Raw genomic sequence first — 19,084 nt, 5'->3', positions numbered from 1 at the left:
CTTGCCCCCGCGACCGCTCCGCCCCCGGCTGACGAACGCGCATTCCCCTCGCACACTCCTTTCATGCCCCGGTGGAGGACCGGGCTTTGAGGAGGATACCCCATGAACGAGATGACTCAGGTCGCGGCAGACTACACGTCGCCCTTCCGCACCCGTTACGACAACTTCATCGGCGGCAAGTTCACCCCCCCGGTGAAAGGCCAGTATTTCGACAACATCACCCCGATCACCGGCGCGAAGGTCTGCGAAGTGGCCCGCTCCACCGCCGAGGACGTGGAATTGGCGCTCGACGCCGCCCATGCGGCGCGCGAGGCGTGGGGCAAGACCTCGGCCACCGAACGCTCCAACATCCTGCTGAAGATCGCCGACCGCATCGAAGAGAACCTCGAGTTCATCGCCACCGCCGAAACATGGGACAACGGCAAGCCGATCCGCGAAACCACCGCCGCCGATATCCCGCTCTCGGTCGATCACTTCCGCTATTTCGCGGGCGTGCTGCGGGCGCAGGAAGGCAATATGTCCGAGATCGACCACGACACCGTGGCCTATCACTTCCACGAGCCGCTCGGCGTGGTCGGGCAGATCATCCCGTGGAACTTCTCGGTGCTGATGGCCGCATGGAAGCTCGCCCCCGCGCTCGCCGCGGGCAATTGCATCGTGCTCAAACCCGCCGAGCAGACCCCCGCCGCGATCATGGTGCTGATCGAATGCATCGCCGATCTGCTGCCGGACGGCGTGCTCAATGTGGTCAACGGCATGGGCGCCGAAGTGGGCGCGCCGCTCGCCAGCAGCCCGCGCATCGCCAAGATCGCCTTCACCGGCTCCACCGAGACCGGCCGCAAGATCATGCAGGCGGCGACCGAGAACCTGATCCCGGTGACGCTGGAACTGGGCGGCAAATCCCCCAACATCTTCTTCTCGGACGTAATGGCAGAGGATGACGCCTTCCTCGACAAGGCGGTCGAGGGCTTCGTGCTCTTTGCCTTCAACCAGGGCGAGGTCTGCACCTGCCCGAGCCGCGCGCTCATCCAAGAGGACATCTACGAGGAGTTCATCAAGCGCGCCATCGCCCGCGTCGAGGCGATCCAGCGCGGCGACCCGCGCGAGATGGCGACGATGGTCGGCGCGCAGGCCAGCCAAGAGCAGCAGGACAAGATCCTCTCGTATCTGACTATCGGCGTCGAGGAAGGGGCCGAGGTGCTCACGGGCGGCAAGGCGGCGCAGATCGACGGTCTGGAGAACGGCTTTTACATCGAGCCGACGATCCTCAAGGGCCACAACAAGATGCGGGTCTTCCAAGAGGAAATCTTTGGCCCGGTGGTCTCTGTCACCACATTCAAGGACGAGGCCGAGGCGCTCGCCATCGCCAATGACACGATGTACGGCCTCGGCGCTGGCGTCTGGACCCGCGACGGCACCCGCGCCTACCGCTTTGGCCGCGCCATCGAGGCGGGCCGGGTCTGGGTGAACAACTACCACGCCTATCCCGCCCACGCGGCCTTTGGCGGCTACAAGCAATCGGGCGTCGGACGCGAGAACCACAAGATGATGCTCGACCACTATCAGCAGACCAAGAACATGCTGGTCAGCTACAACCCCAACAAGCTGGGCTTCTTCTGAAGCCCGGCATCGGATGATCCGCTCCCCGCGCCTCCCACCCCGTGATGGGAGCGGATCAGGGTCTGCCGGCCAGGGCCTCCCCTCTGGTCGGCAGTTCTCTTTCTAGCACCAACTGTCACCACGCTCGCGCCAGCGCGAGCACCACCACCCCTTTGCTTGCCCGTCATTTTCCCCGTGCTACCCTCCGTGCCAACCCGACATGACGCAAGGTTACGGAGAGATTCCATGAACATCATCTGGCTTGGCCACGGCAGCTTCCGCATCGAGATCGAGGATCAGGTCCTGCTGATCGACCCTTGGGTCATCGGCAACCCCGTCTTCCCCGAAGACCGCGTCGAAGACGCGCTGAAGGATGTGACGCAGATCCTCATCACCCACGGCCATTTCGACCACACCGACAACGCCGTCGAGGTGAGCCAGCGCACCAAGGCGCCGGTCTCGGGCATGGTGGAACTGGCCGGCCAGCTGCACGGCAAGGGCGCGGTCGAGGGCCACGCCTTCAACAAGGGCGGCACGATCAGCTTCGGCAATGTCAGCGTCGGCATGGTGCCCGCCTCGCACAGCTCGTCGCTGCCCACCGACGAAGGCCCCAAATACGCGGGCATGGAAACCGGCTTCATCATCAAGGGCGAAGGCAAGACCATCTACTTCTCGGGCGACACCACGATCATGGCCGACATGGCGTGGATCGGTCAGTACTACAAACCCGACATCGGCATCCTCAGCGCCGGGGGGTACTATACGATGGACATGGAGATGGCGGCCTGGGCGTCGAAAACCTATTTCGATTTCGACACGGTCATCCCCGGCCACTACCGCACCTTCCCGGCGCTCGAGCAATCCGCCGCCAAGCTGGCCGAAGGTCTGCCCGGCGTGCAGGTGATCGAGCCCGAGGTGATGCTGCCCATCACCCTCTGAGGCTTCTGCGCCGCCCTGCCCGGAACAAGGCGAAGCCGCCGGGCGGGGCGCCACTCTGCCCGCAATGCCACAGCCCACAGACGTCTGCGCCACCCCCCGCTTCCGGGCGCGGCGCTTCGTGCCTATAGTGCCGCAAACACGGGCAAAAGGCCGGGCAGAATGACAGGCACCACCGGACCAATCACCGGGCGCGACACCCCGCTCAATATCCTCATCGTCGGGCACGCCGGGCGGCTGCAATATGAGGCCGTGCTCTTTGCCCTGTCGCTGGACGCCGCCACCCCCGAGGGCCGCGCAAAGCTCTTCGTCGCCGAGCCGCAGCCCGGCCCGCTCTGGCCCGGCGATCCGCGCATGTCGCCCGAGGCCTGCGACATCCTGCGCGACCTCGGCGCAGAGATCATCCCCTTCGAGAGCCGCCACTTCGGCCACGCCTACCCCTATGGCAACAAGATCGAGGCGCTCTTCGCGCTGCCGCCGGGCGAGCCCTTCGTCTTCTTCGACACCGACACGCTGATCACCGGCGATCTGTCCGAAGTGCCCTTCGACTTCACCCGCCCCACCGCCTCGATGAAGCGCGAGGGGACATGGCCGCAGATCGAACTTTACGGCCCCGGCTACACGCAGATCTGGAAATCGCTCTACGACCGTTTCGGCCTCGATTTCGCCAGCTCGCTCGATCCCCACTGGCCCGAGGGCTACTGGCAGCACTACCTCTATTTCAACGCCGGGTTTTTCTTCTACGAATGCCCGCAGCGCTTTGGCCGCCGCTTTCTCGACACCGCGCTGACCATCCGCGACGACCCGCCCAAGGCCCTGCAATGCCAGAGCCTCGATCCATGGCTCGATCAGGTGGCGCTGCCCTTGGTCATCCACGGGCTCGGCGGCGGGCGGGACACCCTGCCGACGGGTCTGCTCGACGGCAGCCACAGCTGCCATTACCGCGCCATGCCCCTGCTCTATGCCCGCGAAAGCGACGAGTTGGTGGTGTTTCTCGAGGCCATCGCCGCGCCCAACCGGGTGAAGAAGCTGCTGAAAGAGCATGAACCGTTCCTGCGCTACATCTACCAAGGGCGCGGCGCGAAGGTGCGCGCCATGTTCGACCGGGACGACCTGCCCCGGCGCGAACAGGGCATCCGCAACCCGCTCAAACGCGCGGGCCTGTGGATGCGGTAGCCGCTGGTGCGCCGGGGCCATGCGCCGCTTCCGCGATTTTTCGCGCGCCCCGCAAATGCCCGTCAGGGATCGCCGCGACTCATGGTACGTTGATATCAACTCATCTCAGGAGGAGACCCCATGAGCACCGCACCCACGCTTCTCGTCGGCACCACCAAAGGCGCTTTCGTGGTCAGCCAAGGCGACACCGGCTGGACCGCCGAGGGCCCCTTCTGCGCGGGCTGGCCGATCAACCATATGGCAGGCGACGCGGAAAGCGGCACCATCTGGGCGGCGGGCGGCAACGAATGGTTCGGTGCGGGCGTCTGGCGGCGCAACGGCTCCAGCGGCTGGCAGCTGTCGAAACTTGCGGGCGGGCAGATGGACGAATGGATGGCCGCCGACCCCGAGCTTGCCGCGCAGCTTGGCGTCGCGCCCTCCGGCCCGGCGCCCTTCACCGGGCAGTTGCAGGCGCTCTGGTCGCTGAAAGCCACGCCGGGCAAGCTCTACGCGGGCGGCAAACCCGCCGCGCTCTATGCCAGCAGCGATGGCGGCGACAGCTGGGACGAGATCGAGAGCCTGCGCAACCACCCCTCTGCCGACAGCTGGAACCCCGGCGCCGCAGGGCTGACCCTGCACACGATCGTCACCGATCCCGCCGATCCGAAACGCATGTGGCTGGCGATCTCTGCCGCCGGGGTCTTTGCCACCGAGGACGGCGGCACCACGTGGGAGCGCCGCAACCGCCGCTCCAACGCCCCCGCCAAGCCCAGCAGCCACCCCGCCGCCGGGGACGGGCATGAGACCGGGCATTGCGTGCACAACATGGACCGCGCGGCGGGCGAGGCCGACCTGCTCTACCAGCAGAACCACCATGGCGTGTACCGATCGCGCGATGGCGGGCGCAGCTGGGACGAGATCACCGACGGGCTGCCCTCGACCTTCGGCTTTCCCATCGGCGTGCACCCAAGCGATCCCGACACGATCTGGACGCTGCCCCTTAACGGCGACATGGCCGGACGTTTCCCGCCCGAGGCCAGCGCCGCCGTCTGGCGCTCGCGCGATGGTGGCGAAAGCTGGCAGGCCTGCCGCAAGAGGGCTGTTTCTTCACCGTGCTGCGACAGGCCATGGCGGTGGACAGCGCCAGCCCCGCCGGGGTCTATTTCGGCACCAACTCGGGCTCGGTCTTCGGTTCCTCCGACGAGGGCGACAGCTGGGACGAACTGGTGCGCCACCTGCCCACGGTACTCTGCGTCGAGGTGATGCCCCGCGCCTGAGGGCCAAACCGCCCAGCGCCTCAATTTCGCACCGAAATACAGTTTCCTGCGCCGATGCTTCAAAGCGGAAGTCCGGAAAACCTCCATTCAGCAGGATGAATCCCCGACTTCGGGGCTGCGCGTGCCGTGATATGTTTGCGCGAGTAATAGAGCCGCGCACTCATTTATTCCGCAGAGCGCCAATTTCATTCATCCAAAGCAATTTCAGAGGTTTTCGAAATGCCCGGCACGCTCATTGACGACCCCAAAGCCCGAAAGACATTTTCCCAAGCGATCCGCAACTATGCAACAAGCATCGCCGCCGACCGCGGCCCCGAAGAGCATCGCCAAAATGGTGACGAGGAACTGGAGCGGCGGCAGGACCCGACCAAGCCGCTTCATTTCTCCATGAGCTTCACCAAAGGGCTGAAACACAATTGCACGACGTTTCTTGTGCAGGACCCGGATCATTTCGACAGGTTCCGGCATTTTATCGCCAGAGGCGTGGTCGACTTCTTCACCCTAGGCCTCAATGATGCCAGTGCGATTGCCGCCGCCGAAGGCCGCGACTACCGACAATGGGAGGCCCCCACCGCGGGCCATGTCTTCGAGCTTCAGGGCCCCGACCCGCAGGCCGTCACGATGCCGCCGCCGCCCCGTCTCGGCTCGGCGCAGCTCACCTACGAGATGGCAGAGGTCTACGAGCTTGCCCTGCTGCGCGACGTGCCCTTCGCGCTGTTCACTGACACTCCGCCTGCCGATGCGGACCCGGAAAAAAGCGCCCTCATCGACGCAGCGGTGGCGCGGCTGAATGCGCTTGAATACGCCACCAAAGGCTATCCCAGCGAAGCGGGCTATCCGCTTGCGCCGGACGCCCCTAACAAAGCCGCGCGACAGGCGGCCCTGTCCGATGGCGAGCTCGACGGCGGTCCCGACGACATCCCCGCCCGCCCGCGCAAACCCTTCCCCGAGCCCGGCCAGCCCGGCGCGGTCACCCGCAGCACGATCTTTCGCGGCTCGACCCGCGGCGTCGAGACCGGCCCCTATCTGTCGCAATTCCTGCTGATGGGTTCCGAGACTGTCGGAAAGAAGTCCACTCCCGAAAAGGGCTTGATCGCCTACGGCGCCCAGCGCATCGACCAGCGCGTGCCTCAGGCGAAGGAATGCGACGACTACATGATGGACGAGGGCAGCTTTCTGGAAATTCAGAACGGCGCCAATGTGCCCGGCGATGAGAAACAGTCCTTCACCGCGGGCGACCCGCGTTTCATCACCACGCCCCGCGACATGGCGACCTATGTGCATTTCGACGCGCTCTATCAGGCCTATCTCAACGCCTGCCTGATCCTGCTGGGACAGGAAGCGCCCTTTGACACGGGGTTCGACCATCTTTCCGGCATGGGCAAATACAAGCACCACGGCACCGGCGGCTTCGCGCTCTGGGGTGGGCCGCATGTGCTGACGCTGGTCACCGAGGTGGCGACCCGCGCGCTCAAGGCCGTGCGCTTCCAGAAGTTCAACAACCACCGCCGCCTGCGCCCCGAGGCGCTGGCCGGGCGCATCCACAAGGCGGACGATATCCACGACGCCACCGGGATTGATCTATTCCAGACCATGCGCGGAAAGCTCGACACCCCGACGGCAGGCACCCCCAGCCTGCTGAGCAAGATCCGCGCGCACAACCAGAGCGTCGCGGAAGCGAACACGGTGCTGCTGCCCATGGCCTTCAAAGAGGGCTCGCCCATGCACCCGGCCTATGGTGCCGGTCACGCCACCGTCGCAGGGGCCTGCGTGACCATCCTCAAGGCCTTCTTCGATACTGATGCCGAACTGGTGGAATATCGCCCGCTCGAAAAGCCTGATGCCGCGCCGAAGATTGGCTTCCAGCGCCCTGCCGCCGTCGATGTTCTGCGCCACGTGCACTTCGTTGCCGCTGCGGACGGCACGGGCCATCTCAGCATCGAGAACGCACCCGAGCCCCTCAAACTCGAGAGCGAGTTGAACAAGCTGGCCGCCAATATCTCGATCGGCCGCAACATGGCGGGCGTGCACTATTTCACCGACTATTACGACAGCCTGCGCATGGGCGAGAAGGTTGCCCTCGGTATCCTGCAGGAACAGGCGCTGTGCTACACCAAGGACCGTTTTGAGATGACGGTGAAACCCTTCGATGAAGCGGCAGAGCCTGTGGTCATCACCTCCGGCGGGGTCTCCCCCTTCTTCACCTGAGGCCCACATCTGCACGCTCGTACAGCCAGCCGGGGGCTGCCCTATGCCGCCCCCGCGCGCTGCCCGATCTTGGTTAACAGCTCCTTAGTAGTCCGTCCGCACTGTGATCGGGACCAATTCGCCAAGAAACTTGCCGACAAAAACCGATGGAGACTGCAATGTCGCTTCCTGCGCTCTTCGACGCCGCGATCTGCGTCCTTGCGATTATGGTCGTTTTCACCCTTCTCGCCACCGCCATCAATGAGGCCATCGCCGACAACCTGCGCAATCTGCGTGGCAAAACGCTGGCACAGGTGATCCACAATCTATTGGAGCGCGAGAAGAAAAGGGCGAAGGGCACCGGCCAGAAAGTCTCTCCTGAGCCTGATCTAGTGAACGCCTTCTACAATCGGCCGGAGATAGAGGCTTTAATGCGTCCACGCAGCCTTTCGGGAACCATCACATCGATCAGGCGGCGTCCCTCGGCGATCGAGCCCCGGCAGGCCGCGCTTTCCGTCCTTGCCGTGCTACTCGACCCCGACGAGATGGCCGAGCTCGAAGCCCGGGCCAACCAGGAGCGCGACGCCTATCGCGCGCTTCTCGAACAGAGCCTCTCGGCGCTGCCGATTGGCGAGTTGAACCGGCAGATTGCGCTGCGCAAGGTGGCAGACCTCTCGGCGCTGATCGACAGCGAGATGGAAGAGTTCCGCACCACACTTGACCGGCAGCGGGCGCGGATCGAAGAGGAATACGCCGAACTCATCGCCCGCGCGCAGGGGTGGTATCTGCGCAGCACACGCAAGATGCTCTTTGTGATCGGCCTTGTGCTGGCGGCGGGCTCGAACATCGACCTCCTCGGCTATACCGAACAGTTGATGGCGGAAGAGTCGCTGCCTGCACGTACCGAAGTGGCGAAAGCCCTCATAGAAGATCTTGAAGAAAAGGGCCTTGCCGGAAGCACCGACCCGGATCAGACAGCCTATGACGCTGCCATTGCCTCGCTGGGCAAGCTTGAGGTGCCGCTGGGCTGGACCTGCGTCGCCTTGGCTGAAGTCGAAGGCAACGACAAAGGCGAAGGCAGAGTCAAAAACAGAGGCCCTTGGCTACAAGACCTGCCCGAGCTCGCCTGTGAAGAGGGCGAAACTCTGTCGCCGCCCTCAGTGCCGCAGGTCATCGGCTGGGTGCTCATCGCCTTCGGGGTCACGCTGGGCGCGCAGTTCTGGTTCGACCTCTTCAAAAAGATCGTGGACCTGCGCACCGCCGGGAGCACGGTCACGCCCAAACCCACCTCCTGAGATGGGTGTCCCCGCGGGGACAGGGATCCGCGGGGACAATCAATAGGGCCGCCGCTTTGGCACTGTCCCCGCGGGGACGGCGATTTACTCCGCCGCCTCGCCCAGTTCAAAGACCATGGTGACCTGCGTGCTCAGCACCGTTTCGCCCGCCGCCACGGGCACCGCGGAGGCGCGCGCCATCTCCATCATCGGTGCGGGGGCCTGCCCGCCGCCACTGGCCTCGGCGATCGAGAGCACCGGCCCGAGGCTCAGCCCCGCCGCCTCGGCCAGAACGCGGGCCTTCTGCATCGCGTCCTCAACCGCCGCGCGGCGCGCGTCTTCCATCACCGGCTTTGGATCCTGCAGGCCAAAGCTCAGCCCCGACAGCTGGTTCGCCCCGTCTTCAAGCACCGCGCCCAGCACCTCGCCGAGCCGGTCCAGATCGCGCACCCGCACGCTCAGCTGGTTGCCCGCCTCAAAGCCGCTGATCACCCGCTCTGTGCCATCGTTGCCACCCGACCAGAGCGGCCGCAGCGAGATGTCCGAACTTTGCCGGTCGCGCGCCTCGATCCCCAATTCATCAAGCCGGGCGATCAGCGTCTCGGCCACCTGCGAGGCCTCGTTCATCGCCGCATCCGCCTTGGCGTTCTGCGCAGTGATCCCAAGGCTGACCCGCGCCATATCGGGCGTGGCGGCCACTTCACCCTCACCGGTGACGGTGATCCGCGGCGCCTGCGCCTCCTGCGCCATGGCAACCGCCGGGGCGGCAAGGGCAAGGCAGCTGGCGGCAATCAGCGCGACATGGCTTTTCACCGAGCGCGTCTTTGGGCGCATCATGGGGCGCGAAACTCTGCGCATGGAAACATCCTTTCACTTGAAGTCCGCCTCACAATGTCGGTATCGCGGGGCCTCGCGGCAAGTCCCGGCAGCGCCCGGTTCTTTCGCTGAGCGAAGACCTGCTGTAGGATGAGGGCAAGGAGCCCCGAGACTCCCATAGCTCCAAGAGCAGTGCTAGAGACCCGCGCATGGTACCAGATTTCGCGCTTTCGCTTTCCTCCGAGGGCCTGACCCTGCTGCGCCGACAGGCGGGCGGCTGGCGGCCCTTGGCCGAGGCTCCGTTTTCCGCCGGGGCATTTGACGGGCTGCGCAACCGCGCGCTCGAGGCTGACCCTGCGGGGACAGAGGTGGCGATCTTCCTGCCCAACGATCAGGTGCGCTACATCGAATTGCCCGATCCCGGCGACAGCCAGTCCGTGCGGCGCGCGGCGCTTGAGGCGGCGCTCGATGGGGCGACGCCCTACCCGGTGGCCGATCTGGTGCTTGACTGGTCGCTCTCAGGCACGACGCTGCTCGGGGCCGCGGTGGCGCGCGAGACGATGAACGAGGCCGAGGCTTTCCTGCGCGAGCGCGGGTTCGAGCCGGTGATGTTCGCCGCGATCCCGCCCTCGGGCACCTTCCGCGGCGCGGCCTATTTCGGCCCCGCGAGCGGATGGACCGGGGCCGCGCCCGAGCGTCCGGCCAAGGTGATCTTGCTGGCGCCCGAAGCCGAGCCGGAAGCTCAGCCGGAACACCGGGCGGAGGAGACATCCGCCGCCGCTGTTGCGGCAGCAGCGCCCGCAGCTTCGGCAACAGCTTCGGAAAGCGCAGAGTCCACCGACACCCCTGAAGTGCCGTCCGCTCCGGCAGAGCCCGAGCCCGTCGCCGAGCCCAGCAAAGCGCCGGAAGAGCAGACCGCCGTCCAGAGCGACCCGGCGCCCGCGCCGCCTCTGCCTGAGTTCCCCGAACCCGCACCCGAACCGCAGCACCCGGCCCGCCCGGCGATGAGCGCGCCCACGGCGCCGCCCGCCGCGCCGAGCTTCAGCAGCGTGCGCGCAAGCCGCGACGCCGTGCCTCCGGCGCCCGAAGCCGCGCCGCGCCTGACCATGGGCCGCACCCATGTCGCTGCGCCCAAAGGGAAAGATCTGCGCGCCGCCGCGCCTGCCCCCGAGCCGGAGGCGAAACCCGATGCGCCGGAAGCGGGTGCGAAACGCCGCGGCTTTGGCTTTGGCAAACGCCGCGAGGCGGCAAGTGGCGCCAATGGTGCCAGCGCCCCTCAGGCGGCCTCGCGTCCGAGTTTTGCCCCGATCAAGACCCCGCCCGAGCCGCAGACCGGCTCGGAAACCACGCAGGGCATCAAGCAGGTCACGCCGCGCCCGCCGGTGTCGGAGCCGGTGGATCCCTCTGGCGTGACGCCCGTGTCGGGCCGCGCCCGCGTGGCCGCGCTGCAGCGCGAGTCGGGACAGGGTGCGCAGGACCAGAGTGCCACCGCGCGCCGCGCCGCCAGTTCGCTCAGCCCCGAGCAAGAGCGCGACCGGATGACCGTCTTCGGTGCCCGCAGCGGCCAGAAGGTGGGCGGCAAGCCGCGCTTCCTCGGGCTTGTGCTGACGCTTCTGCTGCTGCTCTTCCTGCTGGGTGTCGCCGCTTGGGCCTCGGTCTTCATGAAGGATGAAATCGCTCAGTTCTTCGCGCCGGGCGAACCCCCCGCTGCGCCGCTGACCGCGCCTGCAAGCACCGAGACCGATGTGGCCGAGGTGGCGCCTGCGCTCGCAACCGAAGAAGAGGCTGGCGATGCCGAGCTGGCCGCGCTGGAACTGCCACCCGCCGCCAGCGAGGGGCTGGAGGATTCGCCGCCGCTCGAGCCGGGGATGACCCCGCGCACCCGGATGAGCGCCGATGACGCCGCCGCGCGCTATGCCGTCGATGGCATCTGGCAGCGCGCGCCCAACGCGCCGAACCGCCCGCCGCTCACCGATGCCGAGGACGTCTATGTCGCCTCGATCGACCCCGAGGTGCAGCAGTTCGACGCCGTGGCCCTTCCCGATCTCGATGGCACCCCGCGCGAGGATCTTAGCCTGCAGCCGGTGCGCCTGCCGCCCGCTCCGGGCGTGCGCTTTGATCTCGACGACCGCGGGCTGGTGAAGGCGACGCCCGAGGGCACCGTCTCGCCCGACGGGGTGCGGATCTTTACCGGCCTGCCGCCGCAGACCCCGCCGCTGCGCGATCCCGACCCGGCCAGTGCGCCTGAGGTGCAGGCCACGCCCGAGGCCGCACCGCAGAGCGAGACCGCGCCCGACGCCGCAGAGACCGCCGAGGCAGACGAGACCGCCGCGCCGGAAACGGAAACGGCAGAGACGCAAGAGGAGGTTCTGACCACCGCCGCTCTGGCCACCGACGCGGATCCGGCTCTGCAGCAGTTCCGCCCGCAGGGCCGCCCCCGCGATCTTATTGAACAGACCGAGCGCGCGGTGCTGGGCGGTGTGTCGCTGGCCGAGCTTGAGCAGATGCGCCCGCAGATGCGCCCTCTGACCCCGCAAGAAGAGGCCGCGGCGCTGGACCTGCCGACCACCGAACAGGCCATCGGGGCCTCGCTGACGCCGCTGCCGCGCCCGCGCACCATGGAGACGATCGTCGAGGACGCCCGCCAGCAGGCGGCGCAGATCCCCTCGGGGCCGAGCGTGCCGCAAAGTGCGGGCGTGGCCGGCAATGCCACGCAGCGCCATCAGATCGACCTGCGTGACGTGGCGCTGATCGGCATCTACGGCAAGGACTCGGACCGCCGCGCGCTGGTGCGCCTGCCCTCGGGCAAATACCAGAAGGTGCAGGTGGGGGATCGGATCGACGGCGGACGCATCGCGGCGATTGATGACGACGAGCTTCGCTACGTCAAATCCGGGCGCAATGTCGTGCTGAAAATGCCCCGCAGCTGAGCCAGCGCGCCTGCGCGTGCCAAAGCGCGCAGGAGTTTCCCGCAAACGGCTGGACGCCAGCGCCATTGGGGTCTATCCCCGCAGGCGAAATTTATCCTGGTGAGACCATGCCCGACCTGCTGATCGAACTCTTTTCCGAAGAAATCCCGGCCCGGATGCAATCGCGTGCCGCCGAGGACCTGAAGAAGCTCGTCACCGACGGTCTGGTCGAGGCCGGTCTGACCTATGCCGGTGCCGCCGCCTTCTCGACCCCGCGCCGCCTGACGCTGACCGTTCAGGGCCTGCTGGCCGCCTCGCCCGCCACCCGCGAAGAACGCCGCGGCCCCAAGGTCGACGCGCCCGAAAAAGCCATCGAGGGCTTTCTGCGCGGCGCCGGGGTGACCCGCGAGCAGTGCGAAGAGCGTGAGGACAAGAAGGGTAAGGTGCTTTTCGCCATCATCGAAAAGCCCGGTCGCCCGGCTGCCGAGATCGTCGCCGAGGTGCTGGAAAAGACCGTCCGCAATTTCCCGTGGCCGAAGTCCATGCGCTGGGGCGCGGGCTCGCTGCGCTGGGTGCGTCCGCTGCATTCGATCCTGTGCCTGCTGACCGACGAGCAGGGCGCCGAAGTGGTGCCGCTGGAGATCGACGGGATCACCGCGGGCAAGACCACGCGCGGCCACCGCTTCATGGGGCCGGATGCGTTTGAGGTCAGCTCGTTCGACGACTATGAGGCCAAGCTCAAGCGCGCCAAGGTGGTGCTGAACCCCGCCGAACGCGCCGACACCATCTGGCATGACGCCACCAACCGCGCCTTTGCCGCCGGGCTGGAGGTGGTCGAGGACCGCGGCCTGCTCGCCGAAGTGGCCGGGCTGGTGGAATGGCCGGTGGTGCTGATGGGCGAGATCGGCGCAGAGTTCCTGCAGCTGCCGCCCGAGGTGCTGCAGACCTCGATGAAAGAGCACCAGAAGTTTTTCTCGGTGAAAAACACCGCGTCGGGCCAGATCGAGCGCTTTGTCACCGTCGCCAACATCGAGACCGCCGACGATGGCGCGACCATCCTTGCGGGCAACCAGAAGGTTCTGTCGGCGCGCCTGTCGGACGCCAAGTTCTTTTGGGAGAACGACCTGCGCGTGGCCAAATCCGAAGGGCTCACCGCATGGACCGATCGTCTGGGCAATGTGACCTTCCACAACAAGCTGGGCAGCCAGAAGGACCGCATTGGGCGCATCGCCGCGCTGGCGGCGGAACTGGCCCCTGCCGTGGGCGCCGATGCTGCGCTGTCGCAGCAGGCTGCCACCGTGGCCAAGGCCGATCTGTCGTCGGAAATGGTCTATGAGTTCCCCGAACTTCAGGGCCTGATGGGCCGCTATTATGCCACCGCCGCGCAGCTGCCCGCCGAAGTCGCCGCCGCCTGCCAAGAGCATTACTCGCCGCTTGGCCCGTCGGACGACGTGCCGACCGCGCCGGTCTCTGTCTCGGTGGCGCTGGCCGACAAGCTCGACACGCTGACCGGCTTCTGGGCGATCGACGAGAAGCCCACCGGCTCGAAGGACCCCTTCGCGTTGCGCCGTGCCGCGCTTGGGGTGATCCGTCTGGTGCTGAACAACGGTCTGCGCCTGCCGCTGGATCGCTATATCGACGCGCAGATCGTGCGCCAGAAAGCGCATCTGCATGCCGAGGCCGAAGAGGCAGAGCTTGAAGCGCTCGACACGCTGATCGACGAGATCGCCGATCACGGCGTCTTTGGCGCGGCGTTCAAGGCGGTTCTGAGCAAGTTCGAGGACAAGGCCCCCGCCGAGGAAGGCTCGGTGCTGCGCAAAGTCGGCAAGGTGGTGCCGGATCTGTCGGATGATCTGCTGGCCTTCTTCCACGACCGCCTGAAGGTGCACCTCAAGGGCGAAGGCATCCGCCACGATGTGATCGACGCCGTGCTGGCGATGCCCGGCTCGGACGATCTGCTGCTGGTGGTGAAACGCGCCGAGGCGCTTGGCGCCTTCCTTGGCACCGACGATGGCGAGAACCTCGTGCAGGGCTTCAAGCGCGCCAACAACATCCTGACGCAGGCCGAAGAGAAGGACGGGGTTGAATACAGCTTTGGCGCCGATCCCAAATTCGCCGAAAGCGACGAGGAAAAGGCGCTGTTTGCCGCGCTCGACAAGGCCGAGGCCGAGATCAAGCCCGCGATGGAGGCCGAAGATTTCGCCGCCGCCATGGGCGCGATGGCGGGCCTGCGCGCGCCGATCGACGCCTTCTTCGAGGCGGTTCAGGTGAACTCGGACAATCAGGTGGTGCGCCGCAACCGGCTGAACCTGCTGTCGCGCATTCGCCAGATCTGTCTGCAAGTGGCCGATCTGAGCCGGGTCGAGGGCTGACGCCCCTGCCCCAGAGGCGGCGCTCGCGGTGCCGTAACGTCCCGTCATTGGGGCCGTGCCACAAAAGATGTTAGGGCACGGCCCCTTTTCCGGGCTATTCTGCAGCGCAGAGTAACAGGGGCCTGTCATGCCCGACACATACCGACCCGACACGCAGGCCGATGACCCGCATGTCACGCTGATCACCCCCTCGGCGCCCATCGCGACGCCGACCCATGGCGGCCGGGCGAAATGCCTGCAGCGGCTGGTTCGGCTTGACCTGCCGGTGCCGCGCACCGTGGCGCTGAGCTTTGAGACGGTGCATCGCATCGCCCAGGGCGAGATGCCGCCGCCGGAGTTGATCCTTGCGCAGTTCCCGCCGGGCACGCTGCTGTGCGTGCGCCCCTCGTCCGAGGACCCCGATTGGGGCGGGCCCGGCTCGGTGCTGAACATCGGCATGAATGACGCCACGCACGTGGAATATTCCGACAGCCTCGGCGCCGAGGCGGCCTCGGCGCTCTATATGCGCTTTGTGGTCAGCTACGCGATCCATGTGGCGCGGCTGGACCCGGATGTCTTTGAAGAGATCGAAAGCACCGGCCAGCAGGGGCTGACCGATGCGCTGCACGCCTATGAGGAAGAGGCCGAAGAGCCCTTCCCGCAGGATGCGGCGGTGCAGCTTGCAGCGGTGCTGCGCACCATGGCGCGGGCGTGGGAAGGCACCACGGCGCGGCTGCTGCGGCAGGCCAAAGGCGCGCCGGTGGATGCCGGGCTGGGCCTGATCGTGCAGGAAATGGCGCTGGGTCTGGGCGCGGGCGAATGCGGCTCGGGCGTGCTGCAGCTGGTCAATTCCGACACCGGGCTGCCGCAGATCACCGGGCGCTACCTGCACCAGAGTCAGGGCCGCGAGGCGCTGCACAATGAAGGCGAGGCGCTGTTTCTGGAGCGCGACCGGCGCGGGCCGTCGCTGGAAGAGATGGCGCCCGAGGCGTTCGAGCAACTCAAAAGCCACGCTCGGCTGATGCGCCAGCGGCTGCGCGCCGAAATGCAGATCGAGTTCACGCTAGAGAATGGCCGCGTGCACATCCTTGACGGGGTGCGGGTGAAACGCTCGCCCCGCGCCGCGCTGCGCATCGCCGTGCGGCTGGCCGAGGATGGCATCATCAGCCGCGAAGAGGCGCTGATGCGGGTCGAGCCGCGCGGGCTTTCGGAACTGCTGCACCGGCAGGTCTCGCCCGAGGCCGAGCGCGACGTAATCGGACGCGGCGTGGCCGCCTCGCCCGGTGCGGCGACCGGCAAGATCGTCTTTAACGCCGCCGAGGCGCAGGCCTCTGCCGCGCGCGGCGAGCCCTGCATCCTTGTCCGCCGCGAGACGTCGCCCGAGGACGTGCGCGGCATGCATGTGGCCGCCGCGGTGCTGACCGAGCGTGGCGGCATGACCAGCCATGCGGCGGTGATTGGACGCGGCCTTGGCCTGCCTTCGGTGGTGGGCGCCGCGAACATGGGCTTCCGGCTGAACGACAAGGTGCTGATTTCGCAGGACGGTCGCCGCTTCAGCGAGGGCGATGTGATCACCATCGACGGCTCGTCGGGTCAGGTGCTGGCAGGGGCTCCGCAGATGGTCGAGGCGGCGCTGGACGACGCCTTCCATACGTTCATGTCATGGGCAGACGAGGCGCGCGACATCGGCATCCGTGCCAATGCCGACACGCCCGCCGATGCCGCCACCGCGCGCAACTTCGCGGCGCAGGGGATCGGCCTGTGCCGGACCGAGCATATGTTCTTTGAGGCGGATCGCATCACGCCGATGCGCGAGATGATCTTTGCCGACAGCCCCGATGACCGCAAGGCCGCGCTGGCGCGCCTGCTTCCGATGCAACGTGCGGATTTCACAGAGCTTTTCCGGATCATGGAAGGCATGCCCGTCTGCATCCGCCTGTTCGATCCGCCCCTGCACGAGTTCCTTCCCACCGACCGCGCCGGGCTGCGCGATCTCGCCGAAGCGCTGGATCTGCCGGTCAGCGATGTGACGCGGCGGGTGGAATCCATGGGCGAATACAACCCGATGCTGGGCATGCGCGGCGTTCGTCTCGGCATCGCGGTGCCCGAGATCTACGACATGCAGGCCCGCGCCATCTTTGAGGCCACGATCGACGCCTCGAAGGACGGCGCCCCGGTCGAGCCCGAGATCATGCTGCCGCTGGTCTCGGCGATGAAAGAGGTGGAACTGGTCAAGACGCGCATCGACGCGGTGGCCGCCGCCGTGCGCAACGAGCGCGGGCGCGATTTCGACTATTCGCTCGGCGTGATGGTCGAAACGCCGCGCGCCTGCCTGCGCGCCGACGAGATCGCCCAGCATGCCGACTTCATGTCTTTCGGCACCAACGACCTCACGCAGATGACCTATGGCCTCTCGCGCGACGACGCGGGGCGCTTCATGTCGCATTACGTGCAACAGGGGGTCTTTGCAGAGGACCCGTTCCACCGGCTCGATCCCGAGGGTGTGGGCGAGTTGATCCGCATCGGGGTGGAGCGCGGAAGACACGGTAACGGGGGAATCATGCTGTCGATTTGCGGCGAGCATGGCGGCGATCCTGATTCGATTGCATTCTGCCGAGAGGCGGGCATCGACTATGTGAGCTGCTCTCCGTTCCGGGTTCCGGTGGCGCGACTTGCTGCCGCACAGCTCGCGATCAAACACAAGATCGGGTAGGTTTTGCCCGATTTTCGCCCTAAATGAGCCGTTTCCCTCGAAAGGTTACGGCACCGATACTTTTGTGTGACTCCATCAGGCTGGACCATTAGGCGACATTTTTGTAAATCGCCCCAGATTTCGGCAACCCTGCGTTAGCCTCCCCGAGATGTGAGAGCCCAGAATGTTCCGTGCCATCGCGATCGCCATCGCTGCCTTTTCGGCTGCCCTGCCCGCTCGTGCTGACATTCAGCATGATAGTATCCGTCACCTCGTTAAACTCGAGCAGAGCGCACTTCGTTCCGCAAATTCTTCGCATCTGCGCAGCATGATCACGCCGGTCTCTGCCAGCGCGGTGAAAGGGCCGAGCTACGACAAGAGCTGGCTTGCCACCCAGCCCCAGGCCACGGGCGGCGCGCAGTTCCAGTGCCTCGCCGAGGCGCTGTACTTCGAGGCCCGCGGCGAAAGCCTGCAGGGTCAGTTCGCGGTGGCCGAGGTGATCATGAACCGGGTCGACAGCCCGCGCTTCCCCGGCTCAATCTGCGGCGTGGTGAATCAGGGCACCGGGCGGCTGCACGCCTGCCAGTTCTCCTACACCTGCGATGGCCGCCCCGAGCATGTGAGCGAAAAGGCCGCGTGGGACCGCGTGGCGAAAGTCGCCAAGGCGGTGATGACCGGCGCGCCGCGCGTGCTGACCAAGGGCGCCACCTTCTATCACACCCGCGCCGTGCGCCCCAGCTGGGCGCGCAAGTTCACCAAGACCGCCAGCATCGGCGCGCATTACTTTTATCGCGCCGGGTATCGCGTCAGCTCGAACTGAGGCCGCTTTTCGTCCCCGCGGCGACGTTCGCGGGGTCGCCCTTGCGGAAAGCCCCTGCTAGAGAGGCGGCACTTTTCCATTCGGAGCCGCTGCCATGGCCGACGAAATCCGCCTCGCCTTCGCCCATCCCGACGAACGCGCCATTGCCACCGCGGGCGAAACGCCGCGCGACCGCATCTCGCTGCGTGACCATGTGGTGGAGGTCGAGATCGGCGCCTTTCAGGCCGAGCGCGGCCATCCCCAGCGCGTGCGCTTCAACGTCGTGGTCGAAGTGGCCCCCGGTAAGGGCGCGTTGGAAGACGACGTCGATCTGATCCTCTCTTACGACAAGGTGACCGAGGCCATCGCCGCCGAGCTGGAGGCCGAACGGCTCAACCTGCTCGAGACGCTGGCCGAGCGCATCGCCGAGCGCATCCTGCTGGAGCCGCAGGCGCTGCGGGTCTTCGTGCGGATCGAGAAGCTGGATCGCGGTCCCGGTGCGCTGGGGGTCGAGATCGTCCGCGCCCGCGACGGCGAGCCGGTGGGCTCGGCGCAGGATGCGGCGCGCGAGCGGCCGCACCCGCGGGTTATCTACCTGTCGAACGCCGCCATCGCGGATGCCGCGCTGTCCAGCTGGCTTGATCAGGCCGAGGCTTTGGGCGCGCCGGTGATCCTCTGCGTGGGTCTGCCGGATGGCCCCCGCCCCAGCGCCGCGCATCCGCTGGCGCAGCGCCGGATCGACCTTCTGGCCATCGAGCAGAACGCATGGACGCTTGCCGCGCGCGACCCTCGCGCCAAGGTGGTGGCCACCCGGACCGAACTCGACTGGGCGATGAAGAACGGCCAGAGCTGCATCTGGGCACCCTCGAAGATCGTGCTTGACACGCCCGCCGGGCATCACGCCCACCCCGAGGATCCGGCAGAGCTGGCCGCGTGGTTCGCCGGGCTGATGGAGGCGCGCGAACTGGTGATGATCGGCGAAGAGCCGCCCGCGGATGTGACCGTGCCCGCGCGATCTGTAACAGTTGGAAACCCCAGCCTCTGAGCCCGGCAGCCCCGGCTTGCCAAGCCGCAGCGCATCGGGCACAG

General features: G+C 66.7%; 12 protein-coding genes. 11 read left to right on the top strand and 1 reads right to left on the bottom strand.

Translation table 11 applies throughout. The features are described from left to right. Positions 1-102 precede the first annotated feature (102 nt). The 6 genes from adh (at position 103) to G0A00_RS06440 (ending at position 8,449) form a co-directional block, all read left to right on the top strand. A complete protein-coding gene (gene adh / locus G0A00_RS06465; RefSeq protein ID WP_066108612.1) occupies positions 103-1,620 on the top strand; it encodes an aldehyde dehydrogenase in 1,518 nt (505 codons plus the stop codon). Positions 1,621-1,845: 225 nt separating this feature from the next. Continuing rightward, positions 1,846-2,538: a metal-dependent hydrolase gene (locus tag G0A00_RS06460; protein WP_164179491.1), complete on the top strand. Its 693-nt coding sequence runs from the start codon at positions 1,846-1,848 to the stop codon at positions 2,536-2,538. Between the two features lie 159 nt (positions 2,539-2,697). Continuing rightward, positions 2,698-3,711, top strand: coding sequence for a hypothetical protein (locus tag G0A00_RS06455; protein ID WP_164179489.1), 1,014 nt, complete (start codon positions 2,698-2,700; stop codon positions 3,709-3,711). Positions 3,712-3,831: 120 nt separating this feature from the next. Further along, complete coding sequence (locus tag G0A00_RS06450) at positions 3,832-4,953, top strand: WD40/YVTN/BNR-like repeat-containing protein (protein ID WP_368667670.1); 1,122 nt, start codon at positions 3,832-3,834, stop codon at positions 4,951-4,953. A 233-nt stretch (positions 4,954-5,186) separates the two neighbouring features. Then, the gene (locus G0A00_RS06445; protein ID WP_164179487.1) at positions 5,187-7,175 is read left to right on the top strand and encodes a vanadium-dependent haloperoxidase; all 1,989 of its coding nucleotides are present in this window, start codon (positions 5,187-5,189) and stop codon (positions 7,173-7,175) included. A 158-nt stretch (positions 7,176-7,333) separates the two neighbouring features. After that, on the top strand, positions 7,334-8,449 hold the full coding sequence (locus tag G0A00_RS06440) for a hypothetical protein (protein ID WP_164179485.1): 1,116 nt from the start codon (positions 7,334-7,336) through the stop codon (positions 8,447-8,449). An 84-nt stretch (positions 8,450-8,533) separates the two neighbouring features. Here G0A00_RS06440 and G0A00_RS06435 read toward each other — a convergent pair whose 3' ends face one another. Further along, positions 8,534-9,286, bottom strand: coding sequence for an SIMPL domain-containing protein (locus G0A00_RS06435; RefSeq protein ID WP_235952914.1), 753 nt, complete (start codon positions 9,284-9,286; stop codon positions 8,534-8,536). A gap of 167 nt (positions 9,287-9,453) precedes the next feature. On the opposite strand from G0A00_RS06435, the gene G0A00_RS06430 reads away from it, so the two are divergent. The 5 genes from G0A00_RS06430 to G0A00_RS06410 all read left to right on the top strand — a co-directional run bounded on the left by G0A00_RS06430 (position 9,454) and on the right by G0A00_RS06410 (position 19,040). Then, positions 9,454-12,174, top strand: a complete 2,721-nt coding sequence (locus G0A00_RS06430; protein ID WP_164179483.1) for a hypothetical protein — start codon at positions 9,454-9,456, stop codon at positions 12,172-12,174. Between the two features lie 107 nt (positions 12,175-12,281). Continuing rightward, entirely contained in the window at positions 12,282-14,525 is a 2,244-nt protein-coding gene (glyS, locus tag G0A00_RS06425; RefSeq protein ID WP_164179481.1) for a glycine--tRNA ligase subunit beta, read from the top strand. 127 nt (positions 14,526-14,652) lie between these two features. Then, positions 14,653-17,217, top strand: a complete 2,565-nt coding sequence (locus G0A00_RS06420) for a putative PEP-binding protein (protein WP_164179479.1) — start codon at positions 14,653-14,655, stop codon at positions 17,215-17,217. A 163-nt stretch (positions 17,218-17,380) separates the two neighbouring features. Further along, complete coding sequence (locus G0A00_RS06415; protein ID WP_164179477.1) at positions 17,381-18,016, top strand: cell wall hydrolase; 636 nt, start codon at positions 17,381-17,383, stop codon at positions 18,014-18,016. Positions 18,017-18,110: 94 nt separating this feature from the next. Beyond that, positions 18,111-19,040: a dihydroneopterin aldolase gene (locus tag G0A00_RS06410; protein ID WP_164179475.1), complete on the top strand. Its 930-nt coding sequence runs from the start codon at positions 18,111-18,113 to the stop codon at positions 19,038-19,040. The last annotated feature ends 44 nt before the right edge of the window (positions 19,041-19,084 follow it).

Origin of the sequence: Salipiger sp. PrR002 (genome assembly GCF_010500775.1) — a bacterium.
Classification (GTDB): domain Bacteria; phylum Pseudomonadota; class Alphaproteobacteria; order Rhodobacterales; family Rhodobacteraceae; genus Salipiger.
Note: the sequence above shows the minus strand (reverse complement) of the source record. Positions and strands in the feature narration are given on the sequence as shown.